Source organism: Nonomuraea diastatica (assembly GCF_004349015.1).
Taxonomy (GTDB): domain Bacteria; phylum Actinomycetota; class Actinomycetes; order Streptosporangiales; family Streptosporangiaceae; genus Nonomuraea; species Nonomuraea diastatica.
On sequence record NZ_SMKP01000020.1, the window covers coordinates 1 to 14874 of the forward strand.

Here is a 14874-nt window from a genome sequence, read left to right on the forward strand (position 1 = left end):
GTCGTGGGGGTGGCTGGACGACGGGGACGCAGACGCGGTCACGGCCGAGCTCCTTGGCTCGGTAGAGGGCCAGGTCGGCGGCGGCCAGCAGCTCGATCAGGTCGTCGCCGTGCACGCTCATCAACGCGACGCCGACCGAGATGGTGACCCTGATCAGGGCGTCGTCGGCGGGGATGGCCATGCGGCCGATGCGGGTGCGCAGGCGCTCGGCGACCCGGCGCGCCTCGTGGATGTCGGCCCCGGGCAGGAGCACGACGAACTCCTCACCGCCGAACCTGCCCACCACGTCGTAGTCGCGCAGCTGGCTGCGGAGCGTGGCCGCCACCCCCACCAGCACCTGATCGCCCATCAGGTGGCCGTGGGCGTCGTTGACGCGTTTGAAATGGTCGATGTCGATGATCAGAAGCGCCAGGGTGTCGCCGGTGCGGCGCGCCCGGACGATCTCGGTGTCGGCCTCGCGCTGCCAGGCGGCCGCGTTGAGCAGACCGGTCTTGGCGTCGGTGCGGGCGGCTGCCTGGAGCTGGGCGTGCAGGAGGCTGCGCTGCAGCAGCACCACCGGCGGCAGCGCGAGGAGCAGCAGCACCAGGTTGACGCCGCAGCCGATCGACACCGTGACGCCCAGGCAGAGCTCGACGATGTCGAGCAGCAGGCTCTCCTTGTTCCACAACACCTCGCGCCAGGGTGTCTCGGGGTCGGCGGTGTGCGCGGCGATCGCGATCAGGGAGATGTTGAGCAGCGAGAAGAGCGCGGCCGCCGCCACCGCGTAGAAGATCGAGCCGCCGTCGCCCTGCGACAGCGCCCACGGATCGTCGACGACATGGTGGAACGCCAGGGAGGCCGCACACCCTGCCAGGCCGATGGCGGCCGAGCTGAAGACCCGCCGATAGAGCACCGTCGCCTTCACCCGCACCTGCAGCAGGATCTGCAGCACGATCGGCGAGAAGAGCGCGTAGACCGGCGGCAGGAGCAGCGCCACGGGCAGCCACCAGGCGGACAGCAGGTCTCGCGCGACCCCGGCGGGCATGCCGAGGCGTCTGGTCGCCTCGATGCACACCGCGCCGCACCCCATGAGGGCGCAGAACATCAGCAGATCCCGCCACCGCAACGTGGTGGACGCCCCGAGCACCACCATCGCGATGAGATCGAGACCGACGATCGCGCACAGATAGACCACGAGCGGGCGGCGTTGCCCAAGCAATGGCCATCGACCAGCGAGTGTTGACACACCGTCATGAGACTTGATCGAGGCGTGACCGGTCGCCGCCATCGCGTCTCCTCCCTAACTAACGATGTGTAACACAATAATTGCGGAGTGTGCGTTGCGCGATGGGAACCGATACGTTGATATGGACCACTCCCGCTCAATCCATGAGCGGGCGGTGTTGTGGAGCCGTGCTGGAAAGGAGCAGCCATGGTGCGGGGCGTGACCTGGACCTATCAGGTGCTCTAGCCACCTGATCAGAGCTACACTCCATCGGCCGCCCTCGGGGTGCCAGTTCGGGCCATGCCGGTGCCCCCTCCCCCTCCGCTCAAGCCACGCCTGCCTGCCTGCTCTCCCAGCGTGTGATCCATCCGCCCTTGTCGTCGCCGTGGTAGGCGGAAACCACCCGATCGGCCTGCCGGCGACACCCCACGCCCTCGCCCCTTCCTGGCCGGCCCATCAACGGTGCGCGGCCTTCGAAGGCACCATCCAAGCCAGCTCACCGGCAACCCCCTGAACCCTGGGCGCGGCGGTGCCGGGTGTGCTGGGCCGGGGGCATCGGGCAGTGCCGACGCCCCCGTGCGCGGGTCTACGCCGCCGCGCGTTCCTCCAGCTTCAGCTGCCGCTCCTCGTCGTCAGAGCTCCCGCCTCCGGTGGCAGACCGGTCGGCTTCGGCTCCCAGGATGCGAACGGTGCCGCCCTTCGGCCGGGCGAGAACTCCGGCGGTGTCGCCCTTCGACGGCGTGACGGCTTCGGCAGTGTCGTCTTTCGGCGGGGCGGAAGCCTCAGTGGTGCCGCCCTTCGACGGTGTGACGGCGCCGGTGGTGTCGGTTTCCGGGGTGGGCTCAGGGCGGGACAGGCGGAAGGGGCGTGAGCCCATGGCCCAGTCGCGGGTCTCCTCGTCCAGGCGCTCGCGCATCTCCTTGCTCATCGAGCCGAGCCCGCCGCCGCGCTCCGGCTTGGCGAAGACGCCGGTGCCCCAGCGCAAATCGTGCCCGACCGCGCTGGCCTCGATCTCGGGCACGAAGCGCCGGTCGCCCTCCGCGCCGAACTCGCGGATGCGCAGCTTGCCCGACACCACCACGGGCTGGCCGGCGCGGATGGAGGCCGCGACGTTGTCTCCCAGGGCACGCCAGCAGCGAACCGTGAAGCACACCTTCTCACCGTCTGTCCACTGGCCCGTCTTCCTGTCGAAGTAGCGGTGTGAGGTGAGCACCCGCAACGAAGTGACCTTGGTGCCTTCGTCGAAGCTGTATTGCCTCGGCTCTGCCGCGACGTTTCCGGTCAGCGTGACGTAGATGTCATTCATCCTTGTGCCTCCCCATGTGGCGGGCCGGGTGCCCGCGATCTGGGGCCCAGCGTGCCGCGGGGAGGCGTGGGGGCGGCGTACGGAACGCGGTTCTGTGGACAGAGGGAAGGGCGGCGGGAGGGCCTGTGGACGGAGGGTCAGGCCGACAGGTCCCGCAACGCGGTGAAGAAGGAGTGATGGCGGCCCAGCTCCCGCTCCACCGGCTCCACCACCATCGCCGCGGACACAGCGGCCACCCTGCGCCTCATCTCCCGCTCCAGCCGCTCACGCTCCCGGGACGCGCCCAGCTCGACGAAGTTGCGTGCGGCGATGCCCGACAGCGCCCCAAGCCCCAGCACCGAGGCCATCATCAGTCCCACCCAGGGGAGCGCCGCGCCTTCGCCGAGCAACTCCAGTTGCGGAGGCAGCTGTCCCGGCACGAGCAGCCCGGCCACCAGCCAGGCCACCCCGGCCACGAACGCCGCCACCAGGGTGTACTGCCACACCCTGAGCGCGCGCCACCAGCCGGGTATCCGGTCGAGCTGCGGCGCCACCTCCGTGAGGTCCTCGGTCAGCGCCTGCGGGAGCTGGCCGGAGCGCGACCTGGCGGCCTGGTGCACCGCGGAGCGCCACACCGGATGCATCCCGACGGAAAGCCCGTCGGCGAGCGCCTGCACGGCGTTGGCGACCTCGGCGGACTGGGCGCTCACGGAACCGGCCGTGATGCCGCGGATCTCCGCGCTCACGTCCTCGAGGCGCAGGGCCTTCAGCGGATCGGGGCGCAGCTTCGCGAACCACCGAGGGTACGGCCACCCGACCCACTGGCCGGACCGCTCCGCGTAGACGTTCTCCATGGCCTCGCCCACCGCGGGCACGCCCACGGCGTCGCAGAGCGCGTCGGTCAGCCCCATCCGCCGGGCCTCGTCGACCGACGACGGCGCGGAGAGCGCCTCACCGAGCGGCATGGCCTCGCCGAGGCGCTGCTCCAGGCGGTGCAGGTCGGCCTCGAGCTTCTGGATGGCGGCGCGCCGCCGGGAGACGGCGGTCGCTATGACGCTCTTGAGGCTTTCGACGCCCCGCCCGGTGACCGCCGAGGTGGGGACGACGCTGGGGTGGTCGACGCCTTCGCGGCGCAGCAGGTCGTTGAGGTCGATGACCAGCTCGGCCAGCTCTTCGGTGGTGAGCCGGTCGGCCTGGTTGAGCGCGAACACGGTGACCGCGTCGTGCCCCGCCAGATCCGTGACGTAGCGCCGGTGTGTGGAGGCGTCGGCGTATTTCTGCGGGTCGAGCACCCACACCACGAGGTCGGCCAGCCCGATGAGCCGGTCGGCCTCGGTGTCGGTGAGCGCCCTGATGGAGTCGTGATCGGGCAGGTCGAGCAGGATGAGCCCGTGCAGCTGGCTGTCGCCCTTGTCGAGGGCGCTGGCGCGGGAGAAGCGGTGCCGCCACTGGATCTGCAGCCAGTCGAGCAGCGGTCCGGCGCCCTCCAGCCCCCACACGCAGGCGTGGGTGCGGGCGGTGGTCGGCCGGCGTACGCCGGTGGGCGACAGCTCAAGCCCGGAGATCGCGTTGAACAACGACGACTTGCCGCTGCCGGTGCCTCCCGCGAGGGCGACGACCGTGTGGTCGGACGACAGCTTGAGCCGCTCCCCAGCCCGAAGGAGCAGCCCGCCCGCCTCGTCGAGCAGCTTCTTGTCCAGCCGCCCCGGGCCCAGCTCCACCACCTTGGTGAGCGCGGTCAACCGCGGAGCGAGCCCCGGCCTGGTGGTCGTGGTGGTCATCGAGCGACCTCGAGGTTGTACGTTGCCTGGTAGAGGCGGGTTGCGACGGACTCATCGGGAATGCCCGCGGAGTCGAGCGCTTTCACGTAACGCATGGCTTCCTCGTCGAACAGCATGCTGATCCGGGTGCGCAGGTCGCTGAGCGCCTTGGCGCCGATGCCACGCAGCGACTCGGCGCCGAGCAGGGCGTTGACCAGCCGATGTGGCACGCCCTCGCCGTTGCTCCCGCTGAACATCGCGACCATGAAGATCAGGGCGAGTGAGTCGGGGTCGAACGAGACCAGCTTCGACACCGACCGCTTGGCCACGCCCTCCGTGCGTACGAGCTCGCCCAGGTGATCCTGCCAGGAGGCGATGGCACGGCCCGTGTGGCGGATGAGGTTGTCAGACGGGCTGTCGAGGCTTTCCGAGATCTTGGCACCCAGCTCGGAACGGTGCCGCCACCGCGCCACCACCTCCTCGGAGGCGCGGTGGGCGGCGGCGACGATCACCGACTCGAGGCCTGTGCGGATCGCCGCCTTGAACGCCAGCACGCGCTCGGGCGCCTGCTTGGCCGCTTTCCCGCGCCTGCGCAGCTGCAGGGAGCGCATGAGGTCACCGGAACCGGCGAAGTCCTGCCATCGGGCCAGCACCTCGCCGTGCAGCAGCGAGCCGTTCTTGTACGCCTTGTCGATCTCCGCCAACGCTCCGCGGAAGGCCGCCTCCACGTCGCTGCGCAGCTCGGTCCTGAACGCGACCTGCCCCTCCAGGTGCTTGGCCAGCGCGGGTACGCGGGTGCGGAAGCTGTCCAGCACGCCGTTGAGCGTCTCGCGTACGGCCTGCGCCCGGCGCTCCTCGTCGACCGAGAGCTCGGCCAGCCAGAGCCGCAACTCGGTGACCTCGCTGTCGGGCAGCCTGCCGTCCGTCACCTTCGCCTCGTTGATGACGAACCTGTCGATGTCGCCCATGCCGTATTCGGTGAGCATGCGCACGAAGTGCTTGAGCACCACGTCGGCGGACCGGGGCTGCACGCGCGACAGCACGATGGCGAGCCGGGCGCCCCGCTCCTTGGCCAGGCGCAGCAGGTTCCAGGCCGGGGCGTCGGCGTAGCGAGCCGCCGTGGTCACGAAGATCCACAGGTCGGCGGCGTCGAGCATGCGGTGCGCGACGTCGTGGTGCTCCTCCACGACCGAGTCGATGTCGGGGGTGTCGAGCAGCGCGACGCCCTGAGGGAGCTTCCCGGTCGAGACGAGGACCAGGCTGCCCGGCCCGGCGTCGGGTGTGGGCGCGTCGAGACGCTGGAGGCCGCCGAGCAACTCGCCATCCGCGAACCACTCGCGGTCGTCGGGGTGGCAGGCCAGGACGGGGGTGCCGGTGGTCGGGCGGCGTACGCCGGTGCGCGAGACGGTCTTCTCGGCGAGCGTGTTGACCAGGGTGGACTTGCCGGCGCCGGTCGAGCCGGCGACCACGATGAGCGCGGGAGCGGCGCTGGTCTTGACCCTGGGCAGCACGTAGCCCTCGAGCTGGGCCAGCAGATCGGCCTGTGCCTGCCTGGCCTCCTCCACGCCGGGCAGGTCGAGCCCGAAGTGCAGGTCGGCGACGCTCTCGCGGAGGGTGTCGAGTGCGGTCGTGAGCGTCTCGGCCGCCTCCGCCGGCAACTCCTCACCGGCCGGCCGCCCGCCCGCTTCCTGGCCACCGGCCTGCTCGGCCACACCGACCGCCTCGCCGACGACGGCGTCGGACTCGCCACCGGCCGCCGCGTCGACGAGCTTTTCGGCATCACCGCCGACCGCGGCACCGCCGACGGTCTCGACACCACCGCCGGTCGCGGCACGGCCGACGGTCTCGGCATCACCGCGCGACCCCGCGTCACCGATCGCCGCCGCCTCAGCGGCCGGCTCCGGCTCGCCGGCCGCTCGGGGCTCGCCACCGGCTCCTGGTACGCCGGACTCCGCGGGCGCGTCGACCGCTCCTGGTCGGCCACTCGCCGCTGAGGCACCGGCCTTCGCGGGGGCGTCGGTCGTTGCCGAGCGCTTCCCCTTCCGGGGTGCGTCGCCGGTCTGAGGCTCCGGCTCGTCGGCCGGCGACTCACCGGAGTGTGGCTCATTCGACGGTCGCCCGCCGGTGGTCCGCTTGCCGGGCCGCCGTCCGCCTGGGGAACGCTTGCCGGGGGTCCGCTTGCCGGACGGCCGACCGGCAGTTGAACCCTCGCCGGACGGCGGCGCACCGGTGGCCGGCTCGCCAGCGGGCTCCTCCTCGGCAGGCTGCACCCCGACGGGCTCCTCGTGCACAGGCTCCTTGCCGGTTGACTCGTCGTCGGTGGACTTCCCGCCGACACGCTCCTCGTCGGCGGGCCTCCCACCGACGGACTCCTCGTCAGCGGGCCTCCCACCGGCAGACTCCTCGGCGGCGGGCCCCCCACCGACGGACTCCTCGTTGGCGCGTTGCACCCCGGCGGGCTCGTCGGCGGGCTGCGCGCCGGGAGAATCCCCATCGCGGGCTTGTGCTGCCGCTTCGTCTCGGGCTGCCGCTTCGGTGAGTGCCTCTCTGGTGGCGCCTGCCGCGGTGACCGCGCGCTCCGACGGGGCCGGGACGTCGCCGCCTGGCCCCTCCGCCTCCGTGTCACCGGCGGCAGCGCGTGCGGGAGGCGTACCCCGAGCTCCCGGCCTGCCCCGGACGGCAGGTCTGCGCGCGAAGAGGCTGGGGCGCGCGGGTGGCTCGTCGTGCGCCGCGGGCTCGGATCCGGCTCCAGGCGTGGAACCGGCCTCACGCCCGGAACGGCCAGAAGACCCGGAACCGGCGCCAGACCCGGGACGGGCGGCGGGTTTACGAGCGAACAAGCCACCGCCGGCAGGAGACCCCTCGTCCGCGGGCGGCTCTTCGCGTGCGGCAGGTCCACGGCCGGGAGGGCCGTCATGAGGCGCGGGGGTCTTGCGCGGGCCCGGGCCGCCGAGTGAGGCGGGCTTGACGAAGAGCGAGGGGCGTTCGGCGGCGCCGGAGTCGTCAGGGGCCGTAGGCGCGCGCAGGGCGGCCGGCTTCTCGAACAGGGACTGCCGCCCCGACGGCTCCTCGGCGGCCTCGAGCGCAATGGAAGGATTCTCGGCCGCCGCGGGCTTCTGCGAGGCCGACGGCTCACGTGCGCGCTTGTCCACCACCTCCGGCTCCTCTCGCGCCCTCTCCGGGGCGCTGTCGTCCCGGACCTCGTCGAGGTCATCGTCAGTCACCGGGCGGAAGCTCATCGTCTGCTCCCCGGGTGACTCCTGCCGCCCGTCATCCATGGCCGTGTTCACGGCAAGCGCTCCGCTCGAACCATCTCGACCTCCTGGCCGACCCTCACGACGTCACCGACGACGACGATCGCCGGCGGGCGGATCCCAGCCGCGGACACGCGGTCGGCCACGGTGGAAAGCGAAGCGGTGACCGCCCGCTGGGTCGGAAGGGTACCGTCCTGCACCACCATTACGGGAGTCTCCGGGGCACGTCCGTCTCGAACGAGTGCCTCGGCCACCTTCGCGAGCCGCTCGACGGCCATCAGCAGCACCAGAGTGCCCTGGGAACGGGCCATCGCGGGCCAGTCGACGGTGGACTTGGGGTCGTCGGGCGCCACGTGCACGGAGATCACGTGGAACTCCTGGCTGACACCTCGATGCGTGACCGGCACCCCGGCCGCGGCGGGAACCGCGACGGCGCTCGTGATGCCCGGCACCACCAGCACCGGGATGCCTGCGTGGGCGCAGGCGATCATCTCCTCGCCGCCGCGCCCGAACACGAACGGGTCGCCGCCCTTGAGCCGGACCACGAACTTGCCCTGCCTGGCGCGATCGACCAGCAGCTCGCTGATCGTCTCCTGGGACAACGCCCTGCCGTAGGGGACCTTGGCCGCGTCGATCAGCTCGACGTCGGGGGCGAGCTCGTCGAGCAGGGCGCGGGGCGCGAGCCGGTCGGCCACCACCACGTCGGCCTGCGCGAGCAGCTGGCGGCCGCGCACGGTGATCAGGCCGGGGTCGCCGGGCCCGCCGCCGACCAGGGCGACGCCGACGGGTTTGGTGCGGTTGCGCCGGGCGTCGACCGTGCCGTCGCGCAGCGCGCCGACGACGGCGTCTCTGATGCCGGCGGCCCTGCGCGGATCGCCGCCCGCCGTGACCGCCACGCTGATCTCGTCGACGCGGCCCGTCGCCGGGGTCCAGGCGGCGGAGGCGTCCTTGTCGTCGGCCCGCACACACCACACACGCTTGGCCTCGGCCTCGGCGGCGACCGCCGTGTTGACCGCTCTGTCGTCGGTGCAGGCCTGCACGAGCCAGGCGCCGTCGCAGTCGCCGACTTCGTAGGGCCGGGCGTGCCAGGTGACCCTGCCCGCGGCGATGAGGTCGTCAAGGGCCGGGGTCACGCCCGGCGACACGACCGTGACCTCCGCGCCGGCCTCGAGCAGCGCGGGGACCCGCCGCTGCGCGACGCGCCCGCCGCCCACCACGAGGACCCGGCGGCCGGAAAGCCGCAGGCCGAGGAGGTAGGGACCCATGGGGGGAATCTCCCGTTCGCGAAGGTTGTGTTAGGAGGTAAAACCTACCGGCTGTCACTGCGTCGAAGTGCTGCGCGCGGGCTAACGACCGTCAAGGAGCGGCTGACGGGGATCCCAGCGCGGCCCGCCCTGATCGTCCTTGCGGCGTCTGGCCATCGCTGACAAGGCCTCAAGGATAACCCGGTTGCCGAGGTAGGCGGTGATGTCCGCGTGATCGTACGGCGGCGCCACCTCCACCACCTCCATCCCCGCCACGGGCAGCTCGTAGCAGATCCTGCGGACCGCGTCGAGGAGCTGCCTGGCCGTCAGCCCGCCGGGCTCGGGCGTGCCGGTGCCGGGCGCGTGACCCGGGTCGCACACGTCGATGTCGACGGACAGGAAGACCTGGTCGCAGCCGTCGAGCGCGATCTGGAACGACTCCGTGAGGCATTCTTCGAGCCCTCGGGCGACGATCTCGGTCATCTCGTAGGAGCGCATGTTCTGGGCGGCCATCCAGCCCAGCGTCTCCGGCTCCGGCCAGTAGCCGCGCAGCCCGAGCTGCAGGAACCTGTCACCCCGGATGGCACCGGACTCGATGAGGCGCCGCATCGGCTGGCCGTGGCCGTACAGGTGGCCGAACGAGATGTTCCCCGTGTCGGCGTGCGCGTCGAAGTGGATCATCGACGTACGGCCGGGCGCGTACGCCCTGGCGGTGCCCCTGGCGTCGGGCAGCGCGACCGTGTGGTCACCGCCGAGCACCAGCGGGACGGCGCCCGAGGCGGCGACGCGGTGCACCGCCTCCTCGATCGCGGCCAGCGAACCCTCCACGTCGCCCGAGTAACACTCGACGTCGCCCGCGTCGAGGACCCGCAGGTCGCGCAGGGCGTCGACGCGCAGCGCCAGGCTGGGCCTGGAGCCGTCGTGCGGCAGGTAGCAGGCCTGGCGCAACGCCATCGGCCCGAACCTGGCGCCGGGGCGGTTGGAGGTGCCCCCGTCGAACGGAGCGCCGACGATCACCACGTCGGCGCCTTCGTAGCTCGCCGGATCGGCCACGTCGCAGCGGTCGACGCCGAGAAACGTGATGTCGGGGCCGTACATAGGGCCGTAGCGGGACAAGCTCTCACCTCCAGGTGTCACACGGGCTTCTCGGTCACCCCTGCCGCGTCGAACGTGGCCACGTCGTGCATCATCCGCACGGCCGCGCAGACCATCGGATGCGCGAGCAGCGCGCCGGTGCCCTCGCCGAGCCGCATTTCCAGGTCTATCAGGGGGCGCAGGCGGAGGTGGTCGAGCGTGGCGGCGTGGCCGGGCTCGGCGGAGCGGTGCCCGGCCACGCAGTGGTCGGTGGTGGCGGGGTCGAGCGCGGCCGCCGCGAGGGCGCCCGCGCCCGCGATCACGCCGTCGAGGATCACCGGCACGCGGGCCGCCGCGCCACACAGGATGAAGCCCGCGATGGCGGCGTGCTCGAACCCGCCGACGGCGGCCAGGGCACGCAGCGCCTCGCTGGGCGACGAACCGGCGGGCTGAGGCTCGTCGTGCGACAGGCCGTTGACGTGCAGCGCCTCGCGGACGACGGCAACCTTGCGCTTGTGGGTGTCGTCGTCGATCCCGGTGCCCCTGCCGGTCACCTCGGCAGGGTCCTTGCCGGTGAAGACGGAGACGAGGGCGGCCGAGGCCGTGGTGTTGGCGATGCCCATGTCGCCGGCGATCAGGCAGCGCGCGCCCTCCGCCACCAGCCCCCTGGCCACGACGATGCCGGCCTCCAGCGCCCTGACGGCCTGGTCGACGGTCATCGCGGGCCCTCGGGACAGGTCCGCGGTGCCATACGCGATCTTGCGCTTGACGAGGCCGGGCGCGTCGGGCAGGTCGGCCGCGACCCCGACGTCCACCACCGTCACCGGCACCCCGGCCTGGGCGGCGAAGGCGTTGGCGACCGCGCCTCCGGAAAGAAAGTTGGCGACCATCTGCACCGTGACCTCCTGCGGCCACGGGGAGACGCCGCGGGCGTGCACGCCGTGGTCGGCGGCGAATATGGCCAGCGCCGCGGGTGAGGGCATGGGCGGCGGGCAGGCGCCCGCCGCGCCGGCGAGCCGGATCGCGACGTCCTCCAGCGCGCCGAGCGAGCCGCGGGGCTTGGTGAGGCGGTCCTGGTGGGCGCGGGCCTCGGCGAGTGCCCGCTGGTCGGCGGGGCGGATCGCGGCGAGCGTCTCTGCGAGCACGGCAACCTCCGGTCAAAGGACGAGCTGGAGTGGACCTCCGGGAGCGGGACGAGCTGGTGTGACCTGAGGCCACGAGACGAACGTTTGCGACCTTAGGCCACCGGACGAGCCGGTGCGTCCGCGTCGCGAGACTGGCTGGTGTGAACCGAGGTCGAAGGGCCGTGAACCTACGGTCACGGGACGAGCTGGAGCGCTTCCTCGTATCGGTCGATCACGACGTCCGCCAGGGTCTCACAGTCGCCGATCACCTCGGCGCAGCGGATGTCGAGATCGGGGTGCCCCGCGCCGTACGCCAGCGCCTGCGCCCACACGCGCTCCAGCAGGCCGCCGGCGAACAGCAGGTAGGGCACCACGATCACCCGCTTGGCCCCCAGGCGGCGGCAGCGCTCGAGCCCGCCGGGCACCCCGGGTGGGGTGACGGACACGAACGCGGTCTCGACGGTCATGAAGTCGTAGGCGTGCGTCTCCCAGAACAGCCGCGAGACCCGGTGGATCTCGGCGTTGGCGGCCGCGTCGGTCGAGCCCTCGCCGACCAGGACGACAGCGGTGTCACCCGGCTCGACGTGCGCGTGGTAATCCTCGGCGGGCAGCGAGTCGACGGCCCGCAGCCGCGGCCTGGCGCCCGCCAGTTCGAGAGCGCGCGGCCTGGAGATCTCGGTGGCGGCGTCGTTGAGTCGCTCGGCCAGCAGCGCGAGCACGCGGGGGTCCGGGCCGAGCGGACGGCCGTAGTCGTACATCAGCGTGGGGTGGCGCTGCTGCTCACGGGCCATCGCGGCGGGGAAGTCGTCGCTCACCCTGCTGAGGCTCAGCGGCAGCGCCACGAGCCGATGGTGCCCTCTGGCGACCAGGGAGGCGACGGAGTCGCTCAGCCTGGGCGTGGCGCGCTCGAGATAGCCGCCCGAGACGTCGGCGCCCGTCTGGTCGAGTCGGCAGCGGAGCCGATGTACGAACCTGCCGAACTCCGCGGCGTAGGCGTCATCCTGTGAGCCCTGCCCGATCAGCAGGAGCGGCGGCTTCATTGTGAGGGATTCTCCGGTGCGCTAGACAAAGTCACGCGAGGATAACCGATGCACAGCGGTAGGGAACAGGTCACGTTGTGTGCGCGGGTGTCGCGTGCACGACGAAAACCGGCTCGGCGGCGGTCAGGTGGTGCGATCCGTCGGGATCGTGCGTCAGCGTCGAGGCCAGGATCTGGGTGCCCTCGCCACGGTAGCCCTGCTCGCGCAGGCGGTCGAGCACGGCGGGAACCTGCTCGAACTTCCTGACCACGCACACGAGCGAGCGGGGGCCCCTGGCGGCGCAGGCGACGATGACGTCGGGGCCGCCGCCGCCCACGTAGACGGCGTCGGGATCGGGCAGCGGCTCCAGCGCCGGCGGCGCCTGTCCCCTGGTCAGAGCCACTTTGACGCCGTGTTCGAGCACGTTGGCGCGCAGCCTGGCGCACGACGCCTCGTCGCGTTCGACGGCCACGACGGCCGCGCCCAGCCTGGCGCACTCGACGGCGATCTCGCCGGCTCCCGCGCCCACGTCCCAGACCAGGTCGCCGAGGCGGGGGCCGAGCTTGGCCAGGATGTACGCCCTGGCCTCCGCGGGCAGCGCGCCCTCGAACGGCAGCGCCCACTCGGCCGGCCCCGGCCGCGCCCCCGCGACCCAGCTCGGCTCCTTGGGCTGGTGGAGCGGGTCGATGACGAGGACCACGTCGGGATCCTTCCACGGCCGGGTCGTGGCCTCGCCCATGCGGCTGTGGGTGACGCGCTCGTCGGGCCCGCCGAGGTCCTCGCACACGAGGAGCGCGCGCGGCGTGGTGGGAGCCAGTTCCCTGGCGACCTCACCGGGACCGACGCCGGGGGTCACGAGCAGCGCCACCTTGGGGTGGGCGCGGCAGGCGTTGACGACGCGGCCGAGCTCGCCGGGGCCGGACGGGGCGACGACGAGCGCGTCCTCCCAGTTGAGCCCGGCGCAGGCGAAGGCGCGGGTGACCAGCGACATCGCCGGCAGCACGGCCGGCTTGGCGCCGTGGGCCCGCAGGGTGCGTACGACGCCGAAGAAGCCCGGATCCCCCTCCGCCAGCACGACCACGGGCCCTTCGCCGTGTTCGAGATGGTCGTCGAGGGTCTCCAGCAGCGAGCCGTCGGACACGGCCGGCGCGGAGAGCTTGAGCTGCCCCAGGATGGCGTCGGGACCTATGACGAGCCGGGCCTCGCGCAGTTTCTCCGCCGCTCCGGGGGAGAGCTCCGATCCGTCCCAGCCGACCACCGTGATCATCACGCCTCACCGTCCCTCAACTCAAGGGTGACGGCTCCCGGGTGGTTTCACAAAGGGTGCGAGGGAAAGTCCGGTGTGCCTTCAGGCCAGGTCGGACGGGATGAGGCTGTAGATCACCAGGTCGTCGCCGCCGAGCGAGGCGCGGGCGACGCCCTCGCGGACGAAGCCGGCCTTCTCCGCCACGCGCTGGGAGGCGGTGTTCGACACGGCCGAGCGCAGCTGGAGCCGGTTGAAGCCGTGCCGCTCGAACAGCCAGCGCGCGATCGCGAGCACGGCCTCGCCCGCGTACCCCATGCCCCGTGCCCAGGGAGCGGTCATGTAGCCGATCTCCGCGGTCCGGTGGGACCAGTCGACGTCTCTGAGGTCCACGGTCGCGGCGTAGCGGCCGGTCTCCTGCTCCTCCACGGTCCAGGCGATGCCCGCGCCCCTGATCCGGGTGCGCTCGCAGAAGTCGACGAACTCCCGCGCGTGCTCTTCGGTGTAGCCGCGCGGCACGCCCGTCCTGGCCTGGGTGACCGGGTCGGCGGCCGTGGCGGCCAGGTCGGGCACGTCGCCGGGGGCGGGCGGCCTGAGCAGCAGCCGCTCCGTGCGCAGTTCGGTCCTGGGCAGGGTGTCGGAGGGGGTGCGGCGGTCCTCGCGCAGCAGGCCGAACATGACGAGGTCGTGCGGCCCGTCGTCGTCCAGCACCGCGGCCCGCAGCACGCCTTCCCAGGTGAAGCCCGCTTTCTGGGCCACGCGGAGCGAGGCGATGTTGCCGATGTCGGCGGTCAGGTCGATCCTGCGCAGTCCGGTGGCCTCGAAGGTCCAGGCCGTCAGCGCGCGTACGGCCTCCGTGGCGAAGCCGCGGCCGCGGTAGAGCGGGTGGACACCATAGCCGACCTCGGTCGTGCCGGCGTTCCACGAGGTCTTGAACAGGCTGATGGCGCCCACGACGAGGCCCTCGGCGGCGATCATCGCCAGGTGGACGCCCTGCCCCGAGCGGCGCAGCTCGTGCACGCCCCTGGCCAGCCAGGCGGGGACCCCCGAGGCCCTGTCGGGCGCGCCCGGCGGCAGGAACCGGGCGTCCGACTTGACGATGGCACGGATCCGTGCGGCGTCCTGGAGGCCGAAGGGCCGCAGCGTCAGCCGTTCCGTGGCGATGCTCACGTCGGGATCGAACACCCTCGGCAGGGTACACACTCGCGATGTTTGCCCACGAAAGCAGGGGTAGGGGCGCAATTGAGAGGAGTGAGAGAACCATGGAACGTGGGAGCGACAAGCACGGTCCCCGGCTGGACGAAGAGCAGAAGCACGAGACCGAGGGCATGGTCCGCGGCGGCGGCACGACGCACGCCGAGGAGTGGAAGGAGCCCGAGGCCATGCCTGCACCCGGCGAGGAGTCGCAGTCGTACCCGCCAGGACACGAGCCCGGCACCCCTGAGGGCATCACCCAACGGGGCGTCGACGTCCGCAGCGATCTGGCCAAGTGGCTGAGCGACGCGCACTGGCCCGCGTCGAAGCACGACTTGGCCGGGCACATCGCGCGTGTGGACGCGCCGGACGAGGTGGCCGACATGGTGGACTCCCTCCCTGAGCGCCGCTTCGCGAATGTGGCGGAGGTGGCGGAGGCGCTCGGGCTCGGCGTGGAAAAGCGGAGGTGGTGA

Annotated in this window: 11 protein-coding genes; 1 reads left to right on the forward strand and 10 read right to left on the reverse strand. The window is 72.2% G+C overall.

What is annotated here, in order from left to right:
• From E1294_RS09570 to E1294_RS09615, 10 genes are all read right to left on the reverse strand, one after another.
• Positions 1–1198, reverse strand: a 1198-nt coding sequence (locus E1294_RS09570; protein ID WP_246082906.1) for a GGDEF domain-containing protein, incomplete at its 3' end; no start/stop codon positions are given.
• A gap of 592 nt (positions 1199–1790) precedes the next feature.
• Positions 1791–2510 carry a single-stranded DNA-binding protein gene (locus E1294_RS09575; RefSeq protein WP_132506932.1) on the reverse strand — a complete coding sequence of 240 codons (720 nt, stop codon included), beginning with the start codon at positions 2508–2510 and terminating at the stop codon, positions 1791–1793.
• A gap of 137 nt (positions 2511–2647) precedes the next feature.
• The gene (locus E1294_RS09580) at positions 2648–4270 is read right to left on the reverse strand and encodes a GTP-binding protein (RefSeq protein WP_132506934.1); all 1623 of its coding nucleotides are present in this window, start codon (positions 4268–4270) and stop codon (positions 2648–2650) included.
• Complete coding sequence (locus E1294_RS54400) at positions 4267–6699, reverse strand: GTPase (RefSeq protein WP_246082907.1); 2433 nt, start codon at positions 6697–6699, stop codon at positions 4267–4269. The genes E1294_RS09580 and E1294_RS54400 overlap by 4 nt, the downstream gene beginning before the upstream one ends.
• An 836-nt stretch (positions 6700–7535) precedes the next feature.
• Positions 7536–8768, reverse strand: coding sequence for a uroporphyrinogen-III C-methyltransferase (cobA, locus tag E1294_RS09590; protein WP_132506936.1), 1233 nt, complete (start codon positions 8766–8768; stop codon positions 7536–7538).
• 81 nt (positions 8769–8849) lie between these two features.
• The gene (speB, locus tag E1294_RS09595; protein ID WP_132506938.1) at positions 8850–9863 is read right to left on the reverse strand and encodes an agmatinase; all 1014 of its coding nucleotides are present in this window, start codon (positions 9861–9863) and stop codon (positions 8850–8852) included.
• A gap of 17 nt (positions 9864–9880) precedes the next feature.
• Positions 9881–10966 carry a nicotinate-nucleotide--dimethylbenzimidazole phosphoribosyltransferase gene (cobT, locus tag E1294_RS09600; RefSeq protein ID WP_132506940.1) on the reverse strand — a complete coding sequence of 362 codons (1086 nt, stop codon included), beginning with the start codon at positions 10964–10966 and terminating at the stop codon, positions 9881–9883.
• Positions 10967–11139: 173 nt separating this feature from the next.
• Positions 11140–11985 carry a sirohydrochlorin chelatase gene (locus E1294_RS09605; RefSeq protein WP_132506942.1) on the reverse strand — a complete coding sequence of 282 codons (846 nt, stop codon included), beginning with the start codon at positions 11983–11985 and terminating at the stop codon, positions 11140–11142.
• 70 nt (positions 11986–12055) lie between these two features.
• Entirely contained in the window at positions 12056–13231 is a 1176-nt protein-coding gene (locus tag E1294_RS09610) for a bifunctional cobalt-precorrin-7 (C(5))-methyltransferase/cobalt-precorrin-6B (C(15))-methyltransferase (RefSeq protein ID WP_132507064.1), read from the reverse strand.
• 81 nt (positions 13232–13312) lie between these two features.
• Positions 13313–14392, reverse strand: coding sequence for a GNAT family N-acetyltransferase (locus tag E1294_RS09615; RefSeq protein WP_165977195.1), 1080 nt, complete (start codon positions 14390–14392; stop codon positions 13313–13315).
• Positions 14393–14469: 77 nt separating this feature from the next.
• Between E1294_RS09615 and E1294_RS09620 the strand changes: the two genes are divergently transcribed.
• Positions 14470–14874, forward strand: coding sequence for a DUF2795 domain-containing protein (locus tag E1294_RS09620; protein ID WP_132506946.1), 405 nt, complete (start codon positions 14470–14472; stop codon positions 14872–14874).